The sequence below is a fragment of the Gardnerella sp. KA01001 genome, assembly GCF_049244025.1.
GTDB lineage: Bacteria > Actinomycetota > Actinomycetes > Actinomycetales > Bifidobacteriaceae > Bifidobacterium > Bifidobacterium swidsinskii.
On the sequence record NZ_CP058366.1, the window covers coordinates 1,629,982 to 1,653,639 of the forward strand.

A 23,658-nucleotide genomic window follows, 5' to 3' on the forward strand; every position below is an offset into this window, starting at 1 on the left:
CGAGTAGAATATTTGTATTAAGAAATATTTTTATTAAGAAGATGCGCTAAACTCGCATATAAAGACGTGTAAAATACGTATAAATACTTATAAAATACGTACAAATACGTGCAGGTACGAAACGTATAAAAATAAAAACTGTAAATTATGCAACACGTGGCACGAGAAGGATACGCTCATGAATGACGATGCAATTCACCAATGGCTCATTGAATGCTTTGGGCCAATACAAGGAGAAGAAGCATGGAAACAACTTGATCAGCTTCCTTTTGAGCTACGCGAACAACTCTTAAATCAGAATCCAGATAAGCTTCCTAAACCAGACGAAGTTCGCGGAATGATGCAAGCTTTTAGTGCAGGCGGTCTTAATAATCCATACGAAATGGAAGCAACACTTGAAGAAGGGCCAATTAATCGCAAGTTAGCGCAATCTATTGCTCTACAGCACGCTAATGGCGATCAAGGAAATGTAAATGCAGACGTAGCAGATGCCACACGAAGATCTTTAAGCCAAGCGAACTTGTGGCTAGATATAACGTGCAATTTCAATCCTGCTCCTGGAACGCCAGAAGTATTGTCTAGAGCTGATTGGGTAGAAAAAACGCTGGAAGCTTGGGTTAAATTCGCTAATCCTGTTGCAAAATCAGTAAACGAAGCACTCACTTCTGTTATTGAAGAGCGATTCCGCGATGTGGATGATGCTGAAGTAAAAGGATTATTTGCAGGAGTTGTGCCAATTCCACTGCCTGAAGGAATGAATAATCCAGCGCAACTCATGAAACTGCTTGGAAACACTTCGTTTGCTATGCAACTAGGTCAAGCAGCTGGAGCACTTTCACACGAAGTGCACGGCAGTTTTGATCAAGGTCTTGCGCTTTTACAAAATCCTGCAGGCGGATTAATTCCATATAATTGCATTGAGTATGCAAAAGTGTGGGAATTGGATATTACAGAAGTCATGAATTATTTGGCTTTGCGAGAAGCTGCACACGCAAGATTATTTGCATCCGTGCCATGGCTTATGCCACGATTTGAAGCGCTGATTATTAAGTACGCAAACGGAATAAGCATTGATTTAGAGGCTATGGAAGAACAGCTTCGCGACGTGGAAACAATGAATCCGGAAGCAATTTCAGGAGCTGTTAATTTGCAAAATATTGGCAGCAATGATTCTGAAGAGCAGTGTCAAGCTTTGCATAGTTTGGAAACTTTGCTTGCACTTGTTGAAGGTTGGGTTGATTGTGTTACATGGCAGTCTGGAATGGCTCATATTGTGCACATTGAGCAGTTGCGAGAGATGATGCGTCGCGAGCGAGCTGCAGGAGGACCTGCAGAAGTGACGTTTGAATCGTTACTTGGTTTGCATTTGCGCCCTCGCCGTATGCGCGAGGCATCGCAATTGTGGGAAAAGTTGACTCGCGAGCGCGGTATTGAAGAGCGAGATAGCTTGTGGAGTCATCCAGATTTGTTGCCAACTTTGCCGGAAGCTAGCGAAGTTGCGAAAGACGCTGGTAATGAAAGTAAAGCTGGTAACGCAGGTGACGAAGTTACGAAAGAAATCGATGCGGAGGATGCAACGAAAACTGCTGCAAAAAATGCAATAGAAACTCAGTCTAACCAAACTAGCGAAGCAACTGAAAAAACTAGCGAAACTAGCGAAAGTCACGAAAGTGCAGACAGTTACGAAAGTAACAAAAATACTGATAACGCTATCGAAAATGCGCCTATCGAAAAATCTTTTGAAAAATTAACAGAAGACGATTTAGGCACAAATGATTGGGATGCTGAACTTAGCAAGCTTTTGGAAGAGGATGCACGCCAAAAGAAGCAAAACAGCGAAACCGGTAACGAAACTGACGACGAATCCGGCGACGAATCCGGTAACGAAGCTGGCAACGAATCCGGCAATTCCGACGAAACTGATGCTGACGGCGAATAAAACTCTTGTAAAACTCCTGATTCAATAACAATCCAGCTGAATAATCGACATCAACGCTCAAAACGGCATAAACTGTGCAACTGTGTAAAGAAAAGGTCGGTCTCAACCAAAAACGACCAAAACTTTACACGAGCGTAAAATTTATGCCGCGAGATTAAGCCAGAAAGCGGCTAGGCACGCGATTCATGCCAGTTCCACTGTCTTTTCTAGAAGCGTAAGAAAGATGCAAAGTCTTTTCTGCGCGAGTTATTGCAACGTACATAAGTCTGCGCTCTTCTTCCAAAGCACTGTCATCAGCCGTAGAGCCAAAAGGAATAAGCCCTTCAGAGCAGCCAATTACGTAAACATGCGCAAACTCTAAACCTTTAACAGCATGAATAGTTGAAACAGTAACAGTTGAAATATTAGAAGATGCAAAAATGTCAGAAATACCTTGAGAACCGTAGCTTTGCGCATCCTCTAAAACATTTCGCTGCCACCCCACGTCTTTTCTCACGCGATACGGAAGTTTTGCTGCTTTTAACGCTTTACAAACTACTTGCTGTTGAGCATTGGTTCTCGTTAGTATTGCGCACTCCCCAAGATGTGCAACGCCGCTTTTTACAAGTTTTGCAATTTGCTCAACTACGCCCAAAGCTTCTTCAACATCGGTTGCAAAAACTTGCTGGCTAACACGAACGCCGCCTTTTGTTGCCGCCTTAACTTTTACGTAATCCTTTTTATGCGCAGAAGCCGCAAGCACTCTATTAGCAAGACCTACTATGCGTTCTGTGGAGCGGTAGTCGGTATTCAAACTAATATCTGCTCCAAGAGGAGCAAATTCTTGCGGAAATGAAAGCAAATAGTAACTATTCGCACCTGCAAACGAGTAGATTGTTTGCGCAGGATCGCCCACTACGCAAATATCGCGGTTCTGCCCCATCCATAATCGCAACAATTCGTGCTGTAAAGGAGACACATCCTGATATTCGTCAACTGTGATCCATCCGATTGATTGCTTAATACGGTTTGCAGCTTCCGGAAAATTTCGTAAAATATGGCAGCAAAGTAGAAGAATATCGTTAAAATCGATGCAATTATGCGCATTTTTTTCGGTTTCGTAAGCTTCATATATATCGACAAATTGCTGCGGCTCTAAACCTGCAGGAGGCAAACGGTGCGTAGAAGCGCACACACGCAAGTAATCGTCAGGCGCAATAAGCGAAACTTTCGCCCAATTAATTTCTGCCAAAATATCGCGAGTTTGCAACAAAGTCATATCCGCAAAATCCGGATAACGCTTAAGCGCAGAAGCTATGATTTGCTGAGAATCATTCATAATTGATGGAAATTGTGCTGAACAGACGTCGTTCCACACGCTGCGAATGTGTTGCAAAGCCGCAGAATGAAATGTTGAGACGCATCCAACATTACTTACACCAAGAGCCTCAATACGCGATCTCATTTCCGCAGCTGCTTTTACAGAAAAAGTAACTGCCAAAACTCTTTCAGGATCCCACTTACCAGTAGCGCAAGCATACGCAATTCTGCGCGTAATAGTGCGCGTTTTACCAGCTCCTGCACAAGCTATAATGCGCACTGGCCCTTCTAGTGCGGTAGCAGCTTCGCGTTGCGAATTATCCAACCCGTCTAAAAGTGCTTCTGGAGAAGTCACTTGAGAAGTTTTAGAAGTCACTTGCGAAGGTTCTGGTGAAGAATTCATAATTCTATTGTTGCAGCAATAACAACACTTACGCAACAAGAATAAAAATATGTGTATAACTTACAAAAAATTGGCAAAATTTCGGTGCTTTGTATTACTGTGGGAGTGTGACACAACTCAGTAGATTCAAGTTGGCAGCACTGGCATCTGCAGCCATGCCCGAAGTACAGTTTGCAGGAACGCGCCAAAGTGAGCAAGTTAATGCCACTGATACCGCGGCTGGAATTTCTCACGCCGTTGTGCAAGATATTTCCGGTAAGCTTTACGACGTTTTTATCAGTGCGGATAGTAAAGGTCGCAAGCGTTTGCATGACCGGGCTCGTGCAGCATGGACTCTTGAGCACAGTAAAGATTTGGCAGCTTTGGGATTCGCTTACGACACTATGCTCACGTTTATGCCAGGAAAACGCGAAGATGCTAATAACAACGCTGGAAACGTTGCAAATAATGTAACCGATGGAAATTCTACAGTTGCTGGCACTCAACAATACGTACAACAACAATCTACACAACAGCAATCTATACGAATATCAAGCATTATTGCCAACAACAACGATGAAGACACTGTGCTTATTTGCGAACATCTTGAAGGTAGCGCTCGCGACTTGCGTCTTCTTACTACTGACGATTGCGCAAATGTTGGAACTGCAATCGGCGCTATTCATCGCCTGCGCCCTACTTTCGTAACGCGCGGAAAATACTCTGCTTTTACTACTGGTCAAATTCGCGCACAGTTAACCGGTTGGATTAAAAGACTTCGTCAAGCCGGTCATATTCCAACCGAAATTACTGACAGTTGGTCAAGAGTGTTGGAAACTGAAGGATTGTGGTCATTTGAAACTTGCCCAGTACACGGCGGTTTTATGGATGGCGACATTTTGTTTGCTGGCTCAACAATTACTGCTGTGACAAATTGGCAAAGAATGCAAATTAACGATCCTGCGCGCGATTTGGCTTGGATTTTTGCAAAACTTAACGAGCAGCGCCGAAACGCAGTGCTTTCTGCATACGGTAGAATTATGGGTTCTCGTTTAGATAGTTTGATTATGCTTCGCGCAAACTTGTGGCTGCAAATGGAACAAGTTGGCGATTTTGTTCAAGCTTTGCAACGTGCAGATAACACTAGTATTATGCGTTTTAAGGCTCAAGTTGAGCGTTTAGCGCACGAGCTTAGTCGTATTAGCAATGCACAAACTGCTAAAACTGGTCGTGCTGCAGGAAATCCCGTCTCGACTATTACAGTTGGAACGCTTCTTGAAAATGACAATACGCAAAGTCGCCAAATTTCTAAGAATAATTCTACTGAAAACCAACTAAACACTGGAAATAGCGACGAAACTCATGAGCGAGACATTACTTCAGAAAGAAATACTGAATTAAATAACACTCAAGACGAGACTTACGATAGCAACAAAACTATAAGCGACGATACTCATGAGCGCAAAGTTCAATATGCTGGCACACACGCAGCTAACGCTGAGGAGGCTGAAAAAGCAGCACAACTCGCTGACGACACAGCAACTCAAGTAATTACTCATGTAAAAACTCAAACAGTACACGAAACCGCAGAAACTATTGTGCAAACTGCAATGAGTAAATCTGCCGATAGCAATGCTAGTGCTGAGCATGAAAACGTTAGTAACGCTGGTAGCAATGAGGAAGCTAAGGACGCCAAGAACAACAATGATTCTGAGGTTAAGGATGAAGTTATAGTTGAGCGTGACATTAAGGTTGATAGCGCAAACGAGACTTCTTCGGACTCAAAACTTTCTGAAGATACAGAAAGAAATACGCAAAAAAATGACGATAAACCAGAAACCGTAATCATCCCTCTGCTAGAGCGTGAAGAACGAGCAATGCGCGACGCACAAGCAGACTTAGACTAAGATAAATAAAATACTAAATACTAATTAAAACGATAAATAGCGTAAAAAGCAAAAGGAGTATGTATGCGAGTTGTTTTAGGAGTAAAAAACGTTTCTGATTCCATCGATTTTGAAACCAACCAAAGCGCAGAAGAAGTGCGCAAAGTGATTAACGATTCCAAAGATATGCTTGAGTTTACGGACGTAAATGGGCGCACTATTATGGTCTCAGCTTCGTCGCTGTCTTACGCACTCATCGGCGATACGCCAAAGCATTCAGTAGGCTTCGGAGCACTCAACTAAAATAACGAAATTCCGCTAAGAGCGGCAGAAACTTTACACGTGTGTAAAGTTTTGGTCGGATTAAGTCGATAAAACGGCAGAAACTGTGCAGCTGCGTAAAGAAAAAGCCGGCTACGCGCGAAAAAACGGCAAAAACTTTACAGCAACATAAATAAAGAGTTTTAGAGCTTATAGCCGCGCAAGAGTATTTCCGATACTACTTCGCGGCTTGTTGTTTCTTCGCCCAAACGATTTGGCTTACCGTAGCCATGCCAATCCGAGCCGCCCGTCACAAGCAAATCGCACTTACTCGCTAAAGAAAGCAGTCTTTCACGCTGTGCTTTAGAATTTCCGCGATGATACACTTCTAAACCGTCAAGACCAGCTTTAGCAAACGATATAATTTGATTATCCGAAAGAAGCACGCGGTTACGCGTAGGGTCGGCAGGATGCGCAATAACAACAACCCCTCCAGCATCTTTAACAGCCTCAATAACTTCACGAACATTTGGAGAAGGAGTTGGTATATAGTACGGGCTGCACGGAGAAATAGGCCCAGCAAAAGCTTCAGAACGCGTTTTATACACGCCAGCTTTTACTAAAGCATCAGCGATATGCGGCCGCCCGATCGTAGTTAAGTCACCGAGCTTCGCTTGAGCCAAAACGTCATTCCAAGTAATTGGAAAATCGCGCGACATACATTCAACCATACGCTTTGTGCGATCAAAACGACGCTTCCTAGTAAGCTCAAACATGCTCACAATCATGCTATTTTTCGGATTGTACTGGTATGCGAGCATGTGCACAAACACGCCTGAGTCTTGCGCAGTAATCTCCGAACCAAATAATACTGGCATATTCGAAGCTTTAGCAGCCTCTTGAAAATCATGCCATCCTGCAGTTGTGTCGTGATCAGTAATAGCAACACCTTGCAAACCAACGATTTTAGCTTGCGTAATTAAATCTTCTGGAGTTGCAGTACCGTCTGAATAAACAGTATGACAGTGCAAATCCCAGCGTTCGCGCGCAAAACTCATCATGCTGGAGTTGCTATCGCTAGCATGATTTGATGCTTCACGTTGGTTGTTGCTTATTGCGGTCATATAATCATCGTAAACTGTGCCATGTAACGAGAAATGAATATGCACACATAATTATTTGCTATTATTTATTATTATTCACATCATTCGCAATTAGTAACTTTTAGGAGCAGCAATGAAGCAAACTGACGCCGCTAAAGAAAACTATGAAACAACACTTAGCGGATGGAGGCACTCTGCAGCATGGACGTATGGCATTATGCTATTTTTCTCTGCAGTAGCACTCGTAACTTCGCTTATACTTTCTGCTGAAACCCTTGCTTTAGCGCGCGCACCTAAAAAACTGCTCAGCTGCGATTTTAACAGCGTTGTGTCCTGCTCTAGAGTTGCACAAACTTGGCAGGCAGAAATTGTGAAATTTGGCGAATTAAGCTTCCCAAACGCATTCTTTGGAATTGCTGCAGAAAGCGTATTCGTAACGCTCGCAGTTATTGGAATGATTCGCGTACGCGTGCCGCGATGGTTCGCAATCTGCACTTGGCTTGGTGGGTTATGCGCTCTTGTCTATGCTTACTGGCTGTTTTCGCAATCTATGTTCGTAATTCACGCGTTGTGCCCGTGGTGCATTGTGCTTATGTTCTCCACAACAATGCAATTTATATCTTTGACTCACGCAAGCGTAAGTTCGCAAAAGTTGCTTGTTAAGCGTTTTAGCTTGGTTGAAAGCTATTACCGTTTGCGATACGACTTGCTAATAGATGTGCTTTGGGTTGCGGCATTGCTTACTTTGATTTTGTGCCAATATTCTAAAGTATTTTTTGGCTGAATAAGAGCGATTTTTAACGCAAAATCTTAACGCAAGTCTTTCAGCACAAGCTCTTCGCAAGTTGCTGCATGCGCAAGCTTGTATCCGAATTAGTAAGAGTTATGCTGCCTTCTTGAGAATCGCTTGCAAGCTCATTATTAAGTTCCAATATTTTGCGCAAATGATTAATAGTTCCTTCGTTGCCGTCAACAATATTCGTGCGCGCAGGCAAAAACTCGCGGAAATAATCCCTATAAAACACAAAATGAGTGCAGCCCAGCACAACCGAATCGATACTGTCTAAATCATACTCGTCGAAATACTTGTGAAGAGCAGCAAAAACTACATCACGATTATTAAGCTCCCCACGCTCAACAATACGCACTAAATCAGGACAAGGCTGCGAAAAAATCGTGTTATTTTGCGAAAAACGTTGCAGCAAATCCGCAAACTTGCGCTCGCGAAGAGTAAGCGGAGTTGCAGCTACGATTACGCGCTGAGGCTCACCTTTACCTAAATCACAAGCTAATTTAAGCGCCGGCTCCATACCTATGATAGGTATATTGTAATGCGCGCGCAAATCGTTCACAGCTGCGGAAGTGGCAGTATTACAAGCAATTACAACAGCTTTTACATTTAAACGAACAAAATGCTCGACGATTGCAAAGCTTAACTTTTTAACTTCTTCAGGCGTTTTAATGCCGTATGGCGCGTTTGCAGAGTCGCCGAAATAAATAATTCGCTCATGCGGCAGAGCAGCATGCAACTGACGAGCCACGGAAATGCCTCCAAGCCCAGAATCAAAAACGCCAATTGCTGCCGACGATGCCATAAACTACCTCCTAAAAACGCTTACTATCGTAATGGCGAGTGTCAACATACTAGGAAAACATACTACGAAATATATTGAACGCTGCCATTTCTAATTATGGCAACTTCGCTAGCAACTTCTTGCACAACGCCAACATCATGAGTAATAAACAAGCATGCGTAACGGTATTTTTGTTGCAAATCATGCAATAAGTTAAGTACACAACGTTGCACTGTTACGTCAAGCGCAGAAGTTGGCTCATCCACAATAAGCAGAGAAGGCTGCAAAATCAACGCTCGCGCAATACCTACGCGCTGTCTTTGACCTCCGGAAAGCTCGTGAGGAAAACGGCTTGCGAATTCAACTGGCAGTTGTACTTGATTAAGCATTTCTTCAACGCGCTCTAAACGCTCATTGGCATCAAGATTCGTGTGTAAAAGTAATGGTTCTGCAATACTCCAGCCAATGGTTTTACGCGGATTTAGTGCGGAACCTGAATCTTGAAAAACGTATCCAATTCGCGATAATGCTTGGCGGCGAGCTTTATTGTTTAATCTGTTTAAGTTTTCTCCATTAAGTAGCACTAATCCTGAATTTGGTTTGATTTGCCCAGAAATAAGCTTTGCAATAGTGGTTTTCCCAGCTCCAGACTCCCCGACTAAAGCTAGTGTAGAGCCAGAGTTAATGCGCAAGTTTGCATTAGCGAGAGCAAGCTTATTTGAATTTTTGCTAAAACGAGCATGCGAATACTTCACACTTACGCCTTGAACTTCAACTACTGGAGATTCAGATCCTGGAGATTCAGAAATATTCTTAGCAATATTCTTAGCAATTGCTTTTGCTACTTCTTCTATACTTTCATAAGAATCACCACTTGAAGCATATTGCATATCAAATTTAGGAACAGAATCTAGCAAAGTGCGCGTATATTCGTGCTTAGGATTCGCAAAAATATGCTGAACTTCGCCAGATTCCACAATATTCCCGCCTTGCATTACATACATTTCATCTGCGAGCGCGCGCACAACACTCATATCGTGCGTAATAATTAATACAGCAAGCTGTAATTTCTCCGACAAATTACGTATAAGACGTAAAATATCTCGTTGCGTGGTGATGTCGAGTGCTGTTGTAGGCTCGTCTGCAATCAAAACTTGTGGACGATTTATTAAAGCCATAGCAATCATCGCACGCTGGAGTTGGCCGCCAGAAAGCTCATGCGGATAAGAACGATACACGCGCTCAGCATCACTCAACTCAACCTCGAGAAGCTGCGAAATCACACGCTTCTTACGCTCTCTTTGGCTAAGCTTTCCTGCTTTTTCAGGATGATATATTAGCGCTTCTTCTATTTGCTTGCCAATTGTTTTCACAGGATTAAACGCACTGGACGGCTCCTGAAAAATCATGCCAATCATACCACCGCGAATATGCTCATAAGAGGCATCTTCGCTAAGCAAATTTATAAAAGATTCGTTAGCATCCGAAGCGTTAAGAAGTGCCGCATTCCCTTCAACACGCGCATTATTATCGAGCAATCCCATAAGAGCCAGCGCAGTAAGTGACTTTCCAGAACCGGACTCGCCTACTAACGCAGAAACCATTCCAGCACGCAATCGCATAGAAACATTGCGTGTAATTTGCCTACCGTCAATCGAAACCGACAAATCTTCAACACTTATAACAATTCTTTTACGCGCATCCAAATCTTTATTATCCAAAGCTTGCGCATCCAAATTCGTCATCTTCAATCACCTATTCAAAGACACAGCTGCATAATTAGGGTAAGCAGGAAAACTTCCGATGTAGAAATTCTCAACACCGCTTCCATGAATAAACGTATTATGCGAGTAAATAAGCGGAACAACAGGAGAATCTTCCATAATAGCGTGATCCGCCTTTTGCCACAGTTTATGAGCCGAATTCTCGTCAACAGTTTGCACAGCTTCGCGAATTAAAGCATCTACTTTAGGATTCGAATAACGAGAAATATTCCAGTTACCGCCGCCAATTTGCGAAGAATCAAAAAGCGGTCCCAAATTCGCAAAAGCAGAAGGAAAATCAGGCTGCCACGAAGCCAAAGCCAAATCGTAATCTCCGGAATTTGACGTAATTGCATCCGTAAAGTTTACTGCGTCAACAGTTTTAATCGTCACTTTAATACCAGCTCGCTTTAAACTTGATTGCACAGAAGATGCCACTTGCGTTTGATCCGGACGAGCAATCAGAATCAACTTAATATCGGTTTTACCTGATTTTTTCAACAGTTGTTTAGCTTTCTCAACGTTCCCTCGAGGATCTTCAGAATACAAATTAAACTGCTTTCGACCAGAAATACCAGGCGTAATAAGCGTAGTAGCAAAACCTCCAGCAATTTCGCCGCCCTTCGCAGTTCGATACGACTGCTTATCAACAGCATACTGAATCGCTTTTCGAACATTGATATCCGTTATTCTGCGCGTATTCATAGCCAAATATTCAAGAGCACCATCACTACTAGTAGTTAGCAACTTGCGAGATTGAGGATGCGCTTGAGCTTGTGCAAGCTGAGCAGGCGGCACAAAATCAGCCAAAAATGCGGCTTTTGTATCCGTATTTCCTTGAATCATAGACTGAGCTGAAACAGTAGTGTCTGAACCAAGTTTCCACACAATTTCATCTGCAGAAGCTGTGCGAGTACTGTCAAGCTTGGAATCCCAATACTTATTGCGTTGCATTACAACTTGCTTTCCAACTTCGTTCTGCACAATCCTGTATGGTCCTGAAGATTTCGGCCTTTTACTATATATCTGAGCATCGCCTGAACTAGTTGGAACTGGCACAAATGCAGCCAAAGATGTCACCCACGGCCAATCTGCAAAAGGTGCTTTCAAATGGAAAATAATCGTTTGATTATCTGGAGTTTCAATCGAATCAAGCGACTTTCCGTCGAATGGTCCTCTATAGTTTTCAGCTCCAACAAGAAGAGTTTTGTGATATCCAAAACCACCGCTTAACGAATCTGCAAACGAGCGCTCAATACCAAATTTAATATCGTGCGAAGTGATTTCGGTTCCATCTTCATACTTAACACCCTTTTTAAGAGTGTATTTCCAAGTTTTTCCGCCGTCACTTGTTGTGCCAGTATCCGTTGCCAAATCTGGAACTACGCGCGTTTGCTCGCTTGAATCCGGACTTACTTTCCACGTAGTAAGTGCGCGGAAGATGAAATTATTTGACGTAATTGGCAAACCCTGACTGCGAGCTGGATCGAAATTCATATTCGTATTTGACGTAAATATTGTAAAAGTTCCGCCTTTTTTAGGATTAGAATTTAGCACGGAAGCGTTCGTAATACTGGTTTTCCCAGAGTTGTAATTTGTGCAAGCTGAAAGCGAAAGTAGTGAAATTGTAAGTAGTGAAAAAGCTGCTGTTGAAGCAAGAATTTTCTTTGAAGCCGTATTATTTTTGAAAATGAACATAATAATCCCCTTATTTCTTTAATCTTTTCTATTTAAAATTTAATTCTTTAAAACTCGCGCATAAGCTATTTAACATTTTTGAACTTGAGAAAAAGTGAGCGAGCTGACACGAGCAGCATCAAGCAAACGCAAGCGCTTAGTCCTCGCCCACTAACAATTTCACTCGAAAGGCACTAACAGACTGCGGCACGAGGATCGATGAAACGATAACAGATGTCAACAATAAGATTCGCAACAATCACAAGCGCAGCCGCAAAAAGCGTCACACCAACCAGCACTTGCAAATCAAGATTTTTAACAGAATCAAGAAGTAGCGAACCCAAACCTTGCATAGAGAAAACTCTCTCAGTAATCACAGCACCGCCAAGCAAACCGCCTAGATCCAAGCCAAACATTGTTAGCACAGGAAGCATTACGTTAGGCAGAGCGTGACGAGTTATAACTTTCGTTCGCGGCATACCCTTAGCCAAGGCAGTGCGCATATAATCCTGTTGCAACTCGTCAAGCATATGAGCACGAGTAAGTCGCGTATAATAAGCAGCGTTAAGAAGTGCCAAAACAATCCACGGAAGTAGCAAATGCTGCAGCCAACCTAAAGGATCATCCGAAAAATTCACATAACCGCCTGTAGGGAAAATTGGCAGATATACTGCAAAAGCAAGTATTGCAAGCATACCAATCAGGTAAGCAGGGGACGAAATCCCCACTGAAGAAAGCGCTCTAAATGCACGATCAAAAAGCGATCCTTCTTTAGAAGCAGAAATCACTCCGGTTACTACACCAATAATTACCCAAAGTAATGCAGCGCCAATCGCCAAAGAAGCTGTCACAGCAAAACGGCTCATAATAAGATCTGTGACTGGTTCGTTAAGCGTGAAGGACCAGCCTAAGCATGGAGACGAGCAGATAATTGCGGCACCAGCGGCTGAAATTCCTGAGGATGCAGAATTAGTTCCAAATTCTCGTCCAAAAAATATCCCACGAATATAGTTTCCAAGCTGCTCATACCACGGCGCGTCCGTGCCCATAAATGCGGAAACTCGAGCCAAACGCTCAGGAGTGCACGGCTTTCCGCAAGCTAGTTGCGCAGGATTCGCTGGGAGCATAAAGAAAATAAGGAATAATACAACTGCAATCAGTGTTAAAACAAGTACCGCGCTTGCTGAACGCTTTATTAAAAACGTAAGAAAATCTACGGTTTTGCTAATAATTCGCGAGTTTTTTGCGGATTCATTATTGCTGTTATTACTAATATTTTGTTGCATATTTTTCTTCTGCGTATTATTTACATTCTGCTTATTGCTGATATTTTTCGTACTGCTATTACTATTTTTTGTATCGCTATTACTAATATTTTCCTTATATCTCATGCCGTCGCCGCCTTTTTAGCGCGAGGCTGAAGAGCACTGGCCAAACCGTCACCAACAAGATTAAAACCGAAAGTTAGCAAGAACAGTGCAGTTCCAGGGAAAAGTAAATACCATGGGTCAACTAAAACCCACTGCACAGCTTCCGCAATAGCGCGACCCCACGAAGGCGAAGGCGGATTCATACCAACGCCAAGGAAAGACAACGCAGCTTCAGCTCCAATTCGTCCAGGAATAAGGAACGTTACATTCACAAGCAACAACGGCATCATATTTGGCATTATTTGTTCACGAAGAACATGCCACGTACCGGCTCCCATTACGCGAGATGCAACTGCAAAATTGCGAGATTTAAGCGTAAGAGTTTGAGCGCGAACTAAACGCGCAATACTTGGCCAACCAAAAAATCCTAAAACAAGTATTAGTAGAAGCGGACGCGGAAAATCTTGCGGCACAACAGCAGACAAAGCAATCGCAAAAATCAGGAACGGGAAACCGAAGAACACGTCCATTGTGCGCGAAAGCAAAGCATCTGCAAAACCACTGAAATACCCTGCAATCATGCCGATTACGATGCCAAGAAATAGCGATATTATGGTAGAAGCGACGCCAATTCCAAGAGATACGCGCGCGCCATGAGCCACAATTGCAAAAATATCAAGACCACGAAGTGGCGTAAGACCAAACCAATGCTGGAAATTAATGCCACCAAAACCTGTTGGAACAGAATTAAAATCTAAATATTCTGGATGCTCATCATAAGGATTATTGCCAGTGATTGCAGTAAAAGCATCGGCAAAAATTGCCAAAATCACAAAAATTGCAATAATTATACTTCCGATAATAATGCCAGAATTATTTCCAGTAGGAACGGTGACGCTAGATGAATCACGCTTATAGCGTGAACGAAATACACCGACCCTTCTCATCTTTACTCATTTCGTCACCTGCACTTTCTTTTTGAATATCATGCAATATAAATTAACGCAAAACACAAATCGAGTAAAAATTTGTATTGTTGTCTTATCGACACTATAGGAACCCATAGAAAACGGGGTGTCACATTGACTCGCTTTTCGATTAAGCGTAGCGCGAAAAGAGACCCAATGCGGTAGCACCGACTCAATGCTGAAAGCACAGTGTGCTTTCAGCGTCGGCGCGCACTCGATTACGCTTTCTTTATTCTCTTAAGAAAGCGTAATCTGACGACCAACAATCCAAAAAATGTTAATTAACTGCTCTTGCTTGAAGCTGCATTGTGCGCTTCAAGCAAGCTCAATGCGGTAGCGCTTGCTTCTATAAATAGCCTTTAACCACAATGCGTAAAAAAATCTAGGAAAGCCGACTTAAAGCATTTACGATACTTAATACAAAACAACAATCATTAAAAATAGTTTCAATTGATGCTATTTTACGTTAAAATAGACGATAGAAGGTGAGTATGAATTTTGAGTACGATCCTGCAAAGAGCTTAAAAAATTTAGCTAAACATGGTATCAGTTTCAAAAAAGCTCAAATACTTTGGAATAATGAAATAACTGAAATCAAATCCAAAAATTCAGGCAATGATGACTCTCGCTACTTAGTTTTTGGAAAGATAGACAGCAAACATTGGACTGCAGTAATAACAAAAAGAAATAATCGAATTCGTATTATTTCTGTAAGAAGATCACGAAAGAAGGAGGAACAATATTATGAAAAACACCACAAAAAGTAAAGAGATAAGCGGAAAAGAAATTGATAGAAAATTCGATAACGGCGAAGACGTACTTGAGTACTTTGATTTGGAGCATCCAATTATAGAGAACCACTCGAACGAACAAAAGCACGTCACTTTTATTATGCCTGGATGGATATTGAGAATAATGAAATTCTTTAGAGTAGCTACAACACGGTAGTCAAATAAAACTAGAAGTAAAACAAAACGTGCCGACGTATTGAAATACACCGGCACGTTTTGTTTAGTTAATTAGCTGTTAGTTGTGTTTTACGCACGCTTAAGAGTTACGCTAAGCTCAGTTGCGCTAGAATCAGCCTCAACAACCTCGAAGCTCGTAGCCAAAGTCTCCTCCGCAATCAAATCGCGGAACTGCTCAACTTTAACAACGTCCGAAGCTGGCACGCTCAAAGTCAAAGCGATTCGGTCACTAATATCCAAACCGTTCTCCTTACGGGCATCCTGAACAGCGCGAATAGCGTCGCGAGCGTAACCTTCAGCAAGCAAATCGCTAGTCAAAGCAGTGTCGAGCATAACGAAACCGCCAGTTGGCATTGCAGCAGAAGCAGTATTCGCAGCCGCTTGAGCATCCGAAGACTCAACGCGATTTACAAGCTCATATTCGCCCTCAACAAGCGCAACTTCGCCGTTTGGAGTCTGAACAACAGGAGCGCCAGACTCGTCAACTCGCCAATCGCCACTCTTAGAAGACTTAATAGCAAACTGCACTTGCTTGCCCAAACGAGGACCAGCCGCGCGCGCATTCACCTTAAGCTCGTGAACAATCTTCAAACCGTGGTTGCTTGCGTCTTCCAAAGTGCAGAATGTAACATTCTTCACGTTAAGCTCGCGCTCAAGAACCTGCTCGTAAGGCTCAACAGCAGCAGTATTTTCTGCAACAACCGTCAAGTTTGCCAATGGCTGGCGTACGCGCAACTGTTCCGCCTTACGCAACGAAAGCGCAGAAGACACAACCTCGCGAACCTTATCCATAGCAGCAACCAAAGCATCGTCATGAGCAAGAACAGCACCAAGCTCAGTGACTGTTCCAGCCTTAGGGTTCTTCTCACCGTCTGAAAGAGTTTCAGGCTCCACCAAATAAGGCCAATCAGCCAAATGCACGGATTCGCCACCGGTAAGACCGCGCCAAACAGCCTCAGCTTCCATAGGAGCAAGAGGAGCAATCGTGCGCATGAACACTTCCAACACAGTGTAAAGCGTGTTGAAAGCAGTCTCGTCTTCATTCCAGAAGCGGTCACGACTGCCGCGAATATACCAATTCGTAAGCACGTCAATAAAATCGCCAACTGCTGCGCAAGCATCGCTAATCGCAAACTCGTTCAAGCACTTTTCTACGCGCTCAACAAGCAAACGCGTGCGAGCAAGCAAATAACGATCCATGTTGCAAAGTCCTGCAACCTCATCCGCGCGAAGGCGACGAGCGTCATAACCCTTACCACCGTTTGCAGCATTCGCATACAAAGTGAAGAAGTAGTACGAGCTCCAAACTGGAAGCATAACCTGACGAACCGTATCCCTAATGCCGTCTGCAGTCACAATCAAATTGCCACCGCGCAAAATTGGCGAAGACATGAGGAACCAGCGCATTGCGTCCGAGCCGTACTCGTTGAAAACGCCGTTCACATCCGGGTAATTGCGCAAATGCTTACTCATCTTCTGGCCGTCGGAACCAAGCACGATGCCGTGGCAAATCACGTTCTTATAAGCTGGGCGGTCGAATAGAGCCGTAGCCATAATGTGAAGCGTGTAGAACCAGCCACGAGTCTGACCAATATATTCAACGATGTAGTCGCATGGGAAGTGCTCTTCGAAGAATTCCTTATTTTCAAACGGATAATGGAACTGCGCGAAAGGCATGGAACCAGACTCAAACCAACAGTCGAGAACATCCGTAATACGATGCATTTGCGACTTTCCAGTAGGATCGTCTGGATTTGGACGAGTAAGGCGATCGATATACGGGCGGTGCATATTCACATTGCCGTCGTCATCGCGCGGATAGTCGCCAAAATCAGCCTTAAGCTCTTCCAACGAACCGTACACGTCTACACGAGGATACTTTGGATCGTCACTCACCCACACTGGAATTGGCGAACCCCAGAAGCGGTTACGGCTAATCGACCAGTCACGCGCGTTAGAAAGCCACTTACCAAACTGGCCGTCCTTAACGTTTCCAGGAATCCAATTAATCTCCTGATTAAGCTCAAGCAAGCGCTTCTTAATCTTCGTAACAGACACAAACCAGCTAGAAACAGGCTTATAAATAAGCGGAGTTGCGCAACGCCAGCAATGAGGATAGCTGTGCACGTAGCTTTTTTCTTGGAATAACAACGCGCGCTGATCTTCCGGCATTTGAGCAAGCGGACCGTCTCCTGCACGCAAGTTACGCAAAATTGGCAAGTTCGCGTCGAAAACGTACAAGCCTTCGTAATCTGGGCAGTCGCTTGTAAACTTGCAACCTGCGTCGAGCACGTCAACGCTGCGAATTTCGTGCGCGTTAAGCGTGTTCATATCGTCCTCGCCGTAAGGAGCCTGGTGAACGAGACCAGTACCTTCAGCGGTGTCAACATAATCTGCAGTGAAAATCGTAAAAGCGTTAGGACCAGGAGTGCCACCCTCTGCGAGCGCAGAATCGCTTGCAAAGTATGGGAACACTGGGTAGTAGCGCCAACCAGCCATCTCAGCACCCTTAAGTTCGCGCACAACTTCGTAATTTTCGCCAAGTTCCTTAGTGTAGGAGCCGAGCAAAGGCTTACCGATGTAGAACTTTTTACCTGCGAACTTGCCTTCAGTTGGGCGAACTTCCACGTAGTCGATGTCTGCGCCAACTACGATTGCGAAATTGGTTGGCACAGTCCAAGGAGTAGTGGTCCAGAATACTGCGTAAGCGTCGGCTTCGTCGCGAAGCTTAACGGCAACGGAAACGGTAGTATCCTGACGATTCTGGTACACATCCGCGTCCATGCGAAGCTCGTGGGCTGAAAGTGGAGTTTGGTCCTTCGGGCAGTACGGAAGCACGCGGTAACCCTTGTAAGCCAAGCCCTTATCATAAAGCTGCTTAAAAGCCCACATTACGGATTCCATGTATGGAATGTTCAGCGTTTTGTAACCGCGCTCGAAATCAACCCAGCGAGCCTGACGATGCACGTAGTTTTGCCACTCGTTTGTGTACTTCAAAACGCTGGCACGGCAAGCATCGTTAAACTTTGCGATGCCCATTTTTTCGATTTGCTCAACCGACTCGATGCCGAGTTCCTTCTGCGCTTCCAACTCTGCAGGAAGACCGTGAGTATCCCAACCAAAAACGCGGTTTACTTTGCGACCGCGCATAGTCTGATAGCGCGGAACGACGTCTTTTGCGTAGCCTGTGAGCAGGTGGCCGTAGTGAGGAAGACCGTTTGCGAATGGAGGTCCGTCGAAGAACACGAACTCGTTTTGACTACCCTTGCCGGACGGACGGTATTCGATTGACTTGCGGAAAGTGTTGTTTGCATCCCAGTATTGGAGAACTGATTCTTCAAGCTTTGGGAAGGAAGGATTTGGTGCAACTTGCGCGCCGGAGTTTTCTTGCGTTGATGCTGAAACACTTACCTTTGGGTATACGTGATTTGCGGACGTATTTTCGGACGCGTTTGCTGCTGGATTAGTGGATTCGCTCACTGTGCTCTCCTCGCTCAACAGGGTGAATATTTCCCTGCGAGGACGACAGTTACTGCCGCGGTACCACCTCGCTTGCTATAAGATGATTACGTAACGTGTATCGCAATGCATAACGCAAGTGCGTAACACAAATATGCAACGCAATCGAACTATTCCCATAGCCTCTCGTGTTTGGCTGTGCGGGCCAACCCCGTCGGTTCTAATAAGCGAAAACCTTACGAATCCTCGCCGTTCTTCCGAAAACTCCCCGCCGATAACGGATCATCGCTTAAGTTAGAAATAATCTAACACTATCCCCTAACATTAGGAATAATTTCGCGACTCGCGAATAATTTTCATGACATTTTCATGACATATTATCCAAAAATGCCTTAGCTTCATTAGCATTGCTAAAAGCAATGCCATCGTCAGAAATTTTGCCATTCATAATTTGATTAGCGTGATTCATAGCCTTAAGCGTTGCCTCGTTTGGAACAGACAAGTTACTATTCAAGATAATATTTTCTTTAATTTTATTTTTCCAATCATAAAATTCATCAATACTAGACATTCCAATGCATTCAATAACATTTTTAGAGCAATTTGGAACTTTATCGCAAAGCGCAACAAGTAATTTTTCAATCTTCTCTAAAAACTCTAGATAATAGCTAGTTTCTAATAATATGTCGAAATCTTTAATAAGCTGAAAGACTGTTGCATTATCACTATGCGGTCTAGCACAATACAAACGTTCATCATGCGCACAAATATTTCTGAACTCTTTAATTCTTCTATAAATAGAATCAATTTTTATTGACGTAATATCTTTTTGAGAACAGTGTGAAGAATTATAAAGTTCAGTATATTTTTTAGCAACCAAACCTCTAACGCATTTAGTTTGCGCTTTGTAAAACCAGAACATCTGTCCGAAAGTCAAATCATTAGATAAAACCCATAATGGAACTTGCCCATCGTGATTATTGATACAATGTCGTATGTACTCTTTTCCTATATTTAATTTTTGATTATTTGACTTATTATTTTCTATAATTCGATTAAATGCTTTAATTAAACCACCTGATTCCTTTGGATCTTCATAGTTAGTTTCATTAAGGTAAGCATTAACTTCATTACCGTGCATTTGGCTAAAGCAATATGAACATGATGACCTTAACAATGCTTCTGCTCTAGTTGTAGCTGCAAAGATAACACTGCGAAGTTCACGATCAAATTTAAAAAGATAATAAATGTGTTCAAACTTTGTTCCTTGAACATATTTATTCGAATTTTTTGACTCAAGAAATGGATTTTTATATCCATTTACAACGCTATAGTAACCTTCTCTTTCAAGTATTTCCATAGCTTTAATCTCATCAGGAAACACTACTCCTCTAGACTTAAGTAATTCTATTTGTTGTCTGATAGTAGTAAAAGGTTTATAAATCACCATCATCCCCACCAATCCCCCGCTATTAGATGCACGAAGAGCCAATCAATCGCTTGATTGGCTCTTCGCGAACCAGACACTGCCTGGCTTCACCACTACTCAATTATACGAAAGAAACTAATATTTGTCAACAAAAAATAGGCGAATTATACAGCACACAACACCATTGCACAAATATAAACTGCACAACGTCCACACATAAAAGTGCCCCGGATCAGAATCGAACTGACGACACCCACTTTAGGAGAGTGGTGCTCTATCCACTGAGCTACCGAGGCAACAAATGGCAATTATACACTATGGCGTGTCACTGCGGCGCGCTTAATCCTCAAGATTAGACTGCGTGCCAGCCGTAGCCGCCGTCGCCGATTGTTCCGCTTGTGCCGCGTCCAACTTAGCGCGAACCGTGGCAAGCAAACCCTGCGCGCGCTTTGCCAGCGCCTCGCCAATCTCCCACTGACGCATGGACTGATCTAGTGTCAAACCGCCAGCTTCCAACGCTTGAACCGCCTGAACCAGCTTTTCGCGAGCCTCTTCGTACGGCATCGTCTCAATCGCAGCGCGCTCTTCTTTCGTAAGTGTGCTTGCAAATTCTGTGTTTTCTGCTGATTCTTCCGCTTTTTTCGTTACTTTCTCACTCATATCTAACCTTTCGTTGTATCTAAATAAATATCTAAAATATCTAAAAAATTACTTACTTGACTTTTTACTTGGCTTTATGAAAGCAGACTTAGTAACAGCTGACTTTGTTCCAGTCACCTTGCCAAGAACCACGCCACTTTTAAGCGTAACTGTCATATCGTCGCCAACTTTCGCTAAAGCCGCATCGTCAAGCACTCGCCCACCACTGAGCTGCACAACAGCGTACCCGCGATTCAAAGTCGATTGCGGACTTAGCGCAGTCAAGCTCGCGTGAGCCTTCTCAACAGTCAAACTCGCGTCGTCAAGAAGTCGCACCAAACCGTGACGCATTCGCTCAACAGCCTGCTCAACCAAACGCTCGTGCGGCTCAAGCATAGTGCTCGGGCGCGTAAGGCTCGGGCGATTCGCATAACCTTCAACGAGACGAATCTCATTGTCTACGCGCGCAGAAATTCGCATGCGCATAGTTTGCAACGCGTTATCAATAAGCTGCCACTGCTCGCGTACGTCTGGAACCACGCGCTTTGCAGCATCCGTAGGAGTCGAAGCGCGCATGTCTGCAGCCAAATCAATCAGCGTCCAATCGTCCTCGTGACCAATTGCAGACACAATCGGCGTCACGCACGCAGCAGTAGCGCGAACCACACCCTCATCTGAAAAACCAATCAAATCTTCAAAGCTTCCACCGCCGCGAGCAACGATAATAACGTCAACTTCTGGATCCGCGTCGAGCTGCTTAATTGCGGCAATAATATCCGCCGGGCACTGCACGCCCTGCACGTGCGCGTGAATAACTTTGAAGCGCGTAACAGGCCAGCGCAAATTCACGTTCGTAATAACATCGCCCTCCGCGCGCGCTTGAGGAGCGCACACGAGACCGACACACTTAGGAAATTCCGGCAGCGGAACCTTATTTTCAGCGTCAAATAAGCCCTCGCCCTTAAGCTTTTTTCGCAACTCGTCAATTTGCGCTTTTAAGTCACCGGCACCGACGCGGCGGATTTCGTCTGCAACGAAGCTCAAACGCGTGGCTTTTACCCAAATATCCGCCTTGCCGTGAACGACTACGCGGTCACCCTGGCGAAGTTCGCGCGCCTGCTGCACGAAATTGCTGAAGCCCATTACGGAAATCGACACTTCTTCATTACTGTCGCGAAGGGTGATGTAACCGGAAGAAGCGCGGCGCATGTTAATTTCGACGATTTGACCCTCAATCCACGCGGCTGGCCAGCGTTCTACTGCACTGTGGAACTTTTGGCTTAAAACGGCAACAGGCCATGGATTTTCGGCAGTCGTGTCGGCGGCTTTTAGAGGGAGCTGTCGCGGCTGAGCTTGCTGCGGCGTAAGTGATTGCAGCTGCGACTGAACTTGTTGCGACTGCGACTGTGCTAAATTTAGCAGCGGTTGTTGCGACGGTTGCGGCTGTTCAAGCTGGGCATCATCCTGGAATAATTGCGGCATCATATTTGACGAGGTCATGTTTCCAGCTTGACCGCAAAGAAGGACAAACGCGCGCTGCTGCATATGCGTGACGGAGAGATTAGATACGAAAAAACCCAAGCAGTGAAGCTTGGGTTTCGCTTGTGCCCCCTCAGGGATTCGAACCCTGGACACGCTGATTAAGAGTCAGCTGCTCTAACCAACTGAGCTAAAGGGGCGTTGGTTATCTTGGCTCGTTTCGCGAACCGAGTAACTACTATACTCAGAATGAGCTTGCACGCAAGCCGGCGTGTCGCATTGCTGCGCTCAGGCAGGTCGTTTGCGCAACTTACGCAAGATTTTGCGCGAAACCGCCAGCAAATGCCTGCCTTGCACACTACTCACACCATTCTTCTTTCGCAACGACGCAATCAGCATCATCGCCATCAACACCGCAGACATCACCATCGATATCACAAACAACGTCATCCACAACGACCACTGCATATGGTCGCCCGGCACGTTAGCAGGATCCGGCAACACACGATACCCCGTCACGAGCAGCCTGTGCGTGTTAATTCCATACGGGGTACACGTAATCAGCGTCGCCAAGTCGCGCCCCTTCTCACGCCGCAGCAAACGAATATCGTTCGGCTCCACCACATTTATGCGAAACACTCTGTACCGAAGAGTCTTGCCTTGCACATCAAAATAGAAGTAATCGCCTTTTTTCAGCGTGTTTAAATCGTCGAACATTGTGGCATCCGGCATACCCGTATGCGCCGTCACAACCGTGTGCCTGCTTTTGCCGCCCACCGGCAAATCCGTGCCGTACAAATGCCCCGCTCCCATCGCGAGAGTATCTTGAGTAGTTCCATGGTAAATCGGCAGCCTCACGTCAATTTTCGGTATTTTCACAATGCCCATAATCCCCATCGGCTCACTAAGCACTTTTTCGTACTCTTTATATTCGGGAGTGTCCATGTAGTCGTTATTGCCGTTATACGGGTCCGCGCTAATAATCGCCTTGTGGCGAGCGTTGTATTCACGCGCTTTTCACAAAATTTCCGCGCGATTTTCTTTAGGCTTTTCCTTATTTAATTTATCGTACTCGATTGAGAGTTCTTTGGCAGCATGGTTGTTGACCAAAGTAGAAACCACAGGATAGCTGAAACACAAAATGCCAATAGTAACAAGCGCAATCGGCTCAGCCAGCTTGCGAAGTGTGGACATTGGTTTTGGGGAAGATTGCTCTTGTGATGATGAAGATTACGAAGACTGCGTAGACTGCGCAGACTGCGCAGATTCAGTATTTTCGGAAGATGCAGCGATTCCAGAGCTTGCGGAAGATTCCGCACTTTTGGAGGACTTATTAGCGCGCATACGAGTCAGCCGCTTAAATAGCGCGCGAGCAGACTCTGCAAAATCAGCCAACTTCATAATTCCTCCAATAAATAAACAAGGAGCAAAGAGCACTCCCACCTTACTAAAGGATGAAAGT

Annotated in this window: 17 protein-coding genes, 2 tRNA genes and 1 pseudogene; 6 read left to right on the forward strand and 14 right to left on the reverse strand. The window is 44.4% G+C overall.

Going from position 1 to position 23,658, the window contains the following annotated elements:
- Nucleotides 1-178: 178 nt before the first annotated feature.
- Nucleotides 179-1,939, forward strand: coding sequence for a zinc-dependent metalloprotease (locus HXT59_RS06740; RefSeq protein ID WP_288231274.1), 1,761 nt, complete (start codon nucleotides 179-181; stop codon nucleotides 1,937-1,939).
- Between the two features lie 154 nt (nucleotides 1,940-2,093).
- On the opposite strand, the gene HXT59_RS06745 is transcribed toward HXT59_RS06740, so the two are convergent.
- Nucleotides 2,094-3,641: an ATP-dependent helicase gene (locus tag HXT59_RS06745; RefSeq protein ID WP_421784319.1), complete on the reverse strand. Its 1,548-nt coding sequence runs from the start codon at nucleotides 3,639-3,641 to the stop codon at nucleotides 2,094-2,096.
- A 155-nt stretch (nucleotides 3,642-3,796) separates the two neighbouring features.
- On the opposite strand from HXT59_RS06745, the gene HXT59_RS06750 reads away from it, so the two are divergent.
- Together HXT59_RS06750 and HXT59_RS06755 are read left to right on the forward strand one after the other, a co-directional pair.
- Nucleotides 3,797-5,527: a phosphotransferase gene (locus HXT59_RS06750; protein WP_421784343.1), complete on the forward strand. Its 1,731-nt coding sequence runs from the start codon at nucleotides 3,797-3,799 to the stop codon at nucleotides 5,525-5,527.
- A 63-nt stretch (nucleotides 5,528-5,590) separates the two neighbouring features.
- The gene (locus HXT59_RS06755) at nucleotides 5,591-5,809 is read left to right on the forward strand and encodes a DUF3107 domain-containing protein (protein WP_004105154.1); all 219 of its coding nucleotides are present in this window, start codon (nucleotides 5,591-5,593) and stop codon (nucleotides 5,807-5,809) included.
- A gap of 161 nt (nucleotides 5,810-5,970) precedes the next feature.
- Here HXT59_RS06755 and HXT59_RS06760 read toward each other — a convergent pair whose 3' ends face one another.
- Nucleotides 5,971-6,828, reverse strand: coding sequence for a PHP domain-containing protein (locus tag HXT59_RS06760; protein WP_102703408.1), 858 nt, complete (start codon nucleotides 6,826-6,828; stop codon nucleotides 5,971-5,973).
- 175 nt (nucleotides 6,829-7,003) lie between these two features.
- Between HXT59_RS06760 and HXT59_RS06765 the strand changes: the two genes are divergently transcribed.
- Nucleotides 7,004-7,654: a vitamin K epoxide reductase family protein gene (locus HXT59_RS06765; protein WP_004110557.1), complete on the forward strand. Its 651-nt coding sequence runs from the start codon at nucleotides 7,004-7,006 to the stop codon at nucleotides 7,652-7,654.
- Between the two features lie 40 nt (nucleotides 7,655-7,694).
- Here HXT59_RS06765 and murI read toward each other — a convergent pair whose 3' ends face one another.
- From murI to HXT59_RS06790, 5 genes are all read right to left on the reverse strand, one after another.
- The gene (gene murI / locus HXT59_RS06770; protein WP_012913941.1) at nucleotides 7,695-8,465 is read right to left on the reverse strand and encodes a glutamate racemase; all 771 of its coding nucleotides are present in this window, start codon (nucleotides 8,463-8,465) and stop codon (nucleotides 7,695-7,697) included.
- A gap of 62 nt (nucleotides 8,466-8,527) precedes the next feature.
- Nucleotides 8,528-10,189: a nickel ABC transporter ATP-binding protein NikE gene (gene nikE / locus HXT59_RS06775; protein WP_102703406.1), complete on the reverse strand. Its 1,662-nt coding sequence runs from the start codon at nucleotides 10,187-10,189 to the stop codon at nucleotides 8,528-8,530.
- 6 nt (nucleotides 10,190-10,195) lie between these two features.
- The gene (locus tag HXT59_RS06780; RefSeq protein WP_421784320.1) at nucleotides 10,196-11,905 is read right to left on the reverse strand and encodes an ABC transporter substrate-binding protein; all 1,710 of its coding nucleotides are present in this window, start codon (nucleotides 11,903-11,905) and stop codon (nucleotides 10,196-10,198) included.
- A gap of 173 nt (nucleotides 11,906-12,078) precedes the next feature.
- Nucleotides 12,079-13,275: an ABC transporter permease gene (locus tag HXT59_RS06785; protein ID WP_012913938.1), complete on the reverse strand. Its 1,197-nt coding sequence runs from the start codon at nucleotides 13,273-13,275 to the stop codon at nucleotides 12,079-12,081.
- A complete protein-coding gene (locus HXT59_RS06790; protein ID WP_004110570.1) occupies nucleotides 13,272-14,201 on the reverse strand; it encodes an ABC transporter permease in 930 nt (309 codons plus the stop codon). The genes HXT59_RS06785 and HXT59_RS06790 overlap by 4 nt, the downstream gene beginning before the upstream one ends.
- A 512-nt stretch (nucleotides 14,202-14,713) precedes the next feature.
- Here HXT59_RS06790 and HXT59_RS06795 point away from each other — a divergent pair.
- On the forward strand, nucleotides 14,714-14,989 hold the full coding sequence (locus HXT59_RS06795) for a BrnT family toxin (protein WP_004110572.1): 276 nt from the start codon (nucleotides 14,714-14,716) through the stop codon (nucleotides 14,987-14,989).
- A complete protein-coding gene (locus tag HXT59_RS06800; protein ID WP_033888599.1) occupies nucleotides 14,967-15,170 on the forward strand; it encodes a hypothetical protein in 204 nt (67 codons plus the stop codon). The genes HXT59_RS06795 and HXT59_RS06800 overlap by 23 nt, the downstream gene beginning before the upstream one ends.
- Nucleotides 15,171-15,259: 89 nt before the next feature.
- On the opposite strand, the gene ileS is transcribed toward HXT59_RS06800, so the two are convergent.
- From ileS to HXT59_RS06835, 7 genes and pseudogenes are all read right to left on the reverse strand, one after another.
- Entirely contained in the window at nucleotides 15,260-18,670 is a 3,411-nt protein-coding gene (gene ileS, locus HXT59_RS06805) for a mupirocin-resistant isoleucine--tRNA ligase (RefSeq protein WP_064622013.1), read from the reverse strand.
- 346 nt (nucleotides 18,671-19,016) lie between these two features.
- A complete protein-coding gene (locus tag HXT59_RS06810) occupies nucleotides 19,017-20,141 on the reverse strand; it encodes an Abi family protein (protein WP_219705410.1) in 1,125 nt (374 codons plus the stop codon).
- A gap of 160 nt (nucleotides 20,142-20,301) precedes the next feature.
- Nucleotides 20,302-20,374 (reverse strand) — tRNA-Arg (locus tag HXT59_RS06815).
- A 43-nt stretch (nucleotides 20,375-20,417) separates the two neighbouring features.
- The gene (locus HXT59_RS06820; protein ID WP_004110585.1) at nucleotides 20,418-20,738 is read right to left on the reverse strand and encodes an exodeoxyribonuclease VII small subunit; all 321 of its coding nucleotides are present in this window, start codon (nucleotides 20,736-20,738) and stop codon (nucleotides 20,418-20,420) included.
- 48 nt (nucleotides 20,739-20,786) lie between these two features.
- Nucleotides 20,787-22,202 carry an exodeoxyribonuclease VII large subunit gene (gene xseA, locus HXT59_RS06825; protein WP_041160555.1) on the reverse strand — a complete coding sequence of 472 codons (1,416 nt, stop codon included), beginning with the start codon at nucleotides 22,200-22,202 and terminating at the stop codon, nucleotides 20,787-20,789.
- Nucleotides 22,203-22,322: 120 nt separating this feature from the next.
- Nucleotides 22,323-22,396 (reverse strand) — tRNA-Lys (locus HXT59_RS06830).
- 88 nt (nucleotides 22,397-22,484) lie between these two features.
- Nucleotides 22,485-23,597: pseudogene (locus HXT59_RS06835) on the reverse strand (class C sortase).
- Between the last annotated feature and the right edge of the window lie 61 nt (nucleotides 23,598-23,658).

What these genes read in the sequence shown, in the direction of transcription:
- xseA (WP_041160555.1), bottom strand. Translation starts at nt 22,202, where the DNA reads ATGATGCCGCAATTATTCCAGGATGATGCCCAGCTTGAACAGCCGCAA.
- HXT59_RS06760 (WP_102703408.1), bottom strand. Translation starts at nt 6,828, where the DNA reads ATGATGAGTTTTGCGCGCGAACGCTGGGATTTGCACTGTCATACTGTT.
- HXT59_RS06755 (WP_004105154.1), top strand. Translation starts at nt 5,591, where the DNA reads ATGCGAGTTGTTTTAGGAGTAAAAAACGTTTCTGATTCCATCGATTTT.
- HXT59_RS06780 (WP_421784320.1), bottom strand. Translation starts at nt 11,905, where the DNA reads ATGTTCATTTTCAAAAATAATACGGCTTCAAAGAAAATTCTTGCTTCA.
- HXT59_RS06785 (WP_012913938.1), bottom strand. Translation starts at nt 13,275, where the DNA reads ATGAGATATAAGGAAAATATTAGTAATAGCGATACAAAAAATAGTAAT.
- HXT59_RS06750 (WP_421784343.1), top strand. Translation starts at nt 3,797, where the DNA reads ATGCCCGAAGTACAGTTTGCAGGAACGCGCCAAAGTGAGCAAGTTAAT.
- HXT59_RS06765 (WP_004110557.1), top strand. Translation starts at nt 7,004, where the DNA reads ATGAAGCAAACTGACGCCGCTAAAGAAAACTATGAAACAACACTTAGC.
- HXT59_RS06800 (WP_033888599.1), top strand. Translation starts at nt 14,967, where the DNA reads ATGAAAAACACCACAAAAAGTAAAGAGATAAGCGGAAAAGAAATTGAT.
- murI (WP_012913941.1), bottom strand. Translation starts at nt 8,465, where the DNA reads ATGGCATCGTCGGCAGCAATTGGCGTTTTTGATTCTGGGCTTGGAGGC.
- HXT59_RS06820 (WP_004110585.1), bottom strand. Translation starts at nt 20,738, where the DNA reads ATGAGTGAGAAAGTAACGAAAAAAGCGGAAGAATCAGCAGAAAACACA.
- HXT59_RS06790 (WP_004110570.1), bottom strand. Translation starts at nt 14,201, where the DNA reads ATGAGAAGGGTCGGTGTATTTCGTTCACGCTATAAGCGTGATTCATCT.
- HXT59_RS06795 (WP_004110572.1), top strand. Translation starts at nt 14,714, where the DNA reads ATGAATTTTGAGTACGATCCTGCAAAGAGCTTAAAAAATTTAGCTAAA.
- HXT59_RS06740 (WP_288231274.1), top strand. Translation starts at nt 179, where the DNA reads ATGAATGACGATGCAATTCACCAATGGCTCATTGAATGCTTTGGGCCA.
- HXT59_RS06745 (WP_421784319.1), bottom strand. Translation starts at nt 3,641, where the DNA reads ATGAATTCTTCACCAGAACCTTCGCAAGTGACTTCTAAAACTTCTCAA.
- nikE (WP_102703406.1), bottom strand. Translation starts at nt 10,189, where the DNA reads ATGACGAATTTGGATGCGCAAGCTTTGGATAATAAAGATTTGGATGCG.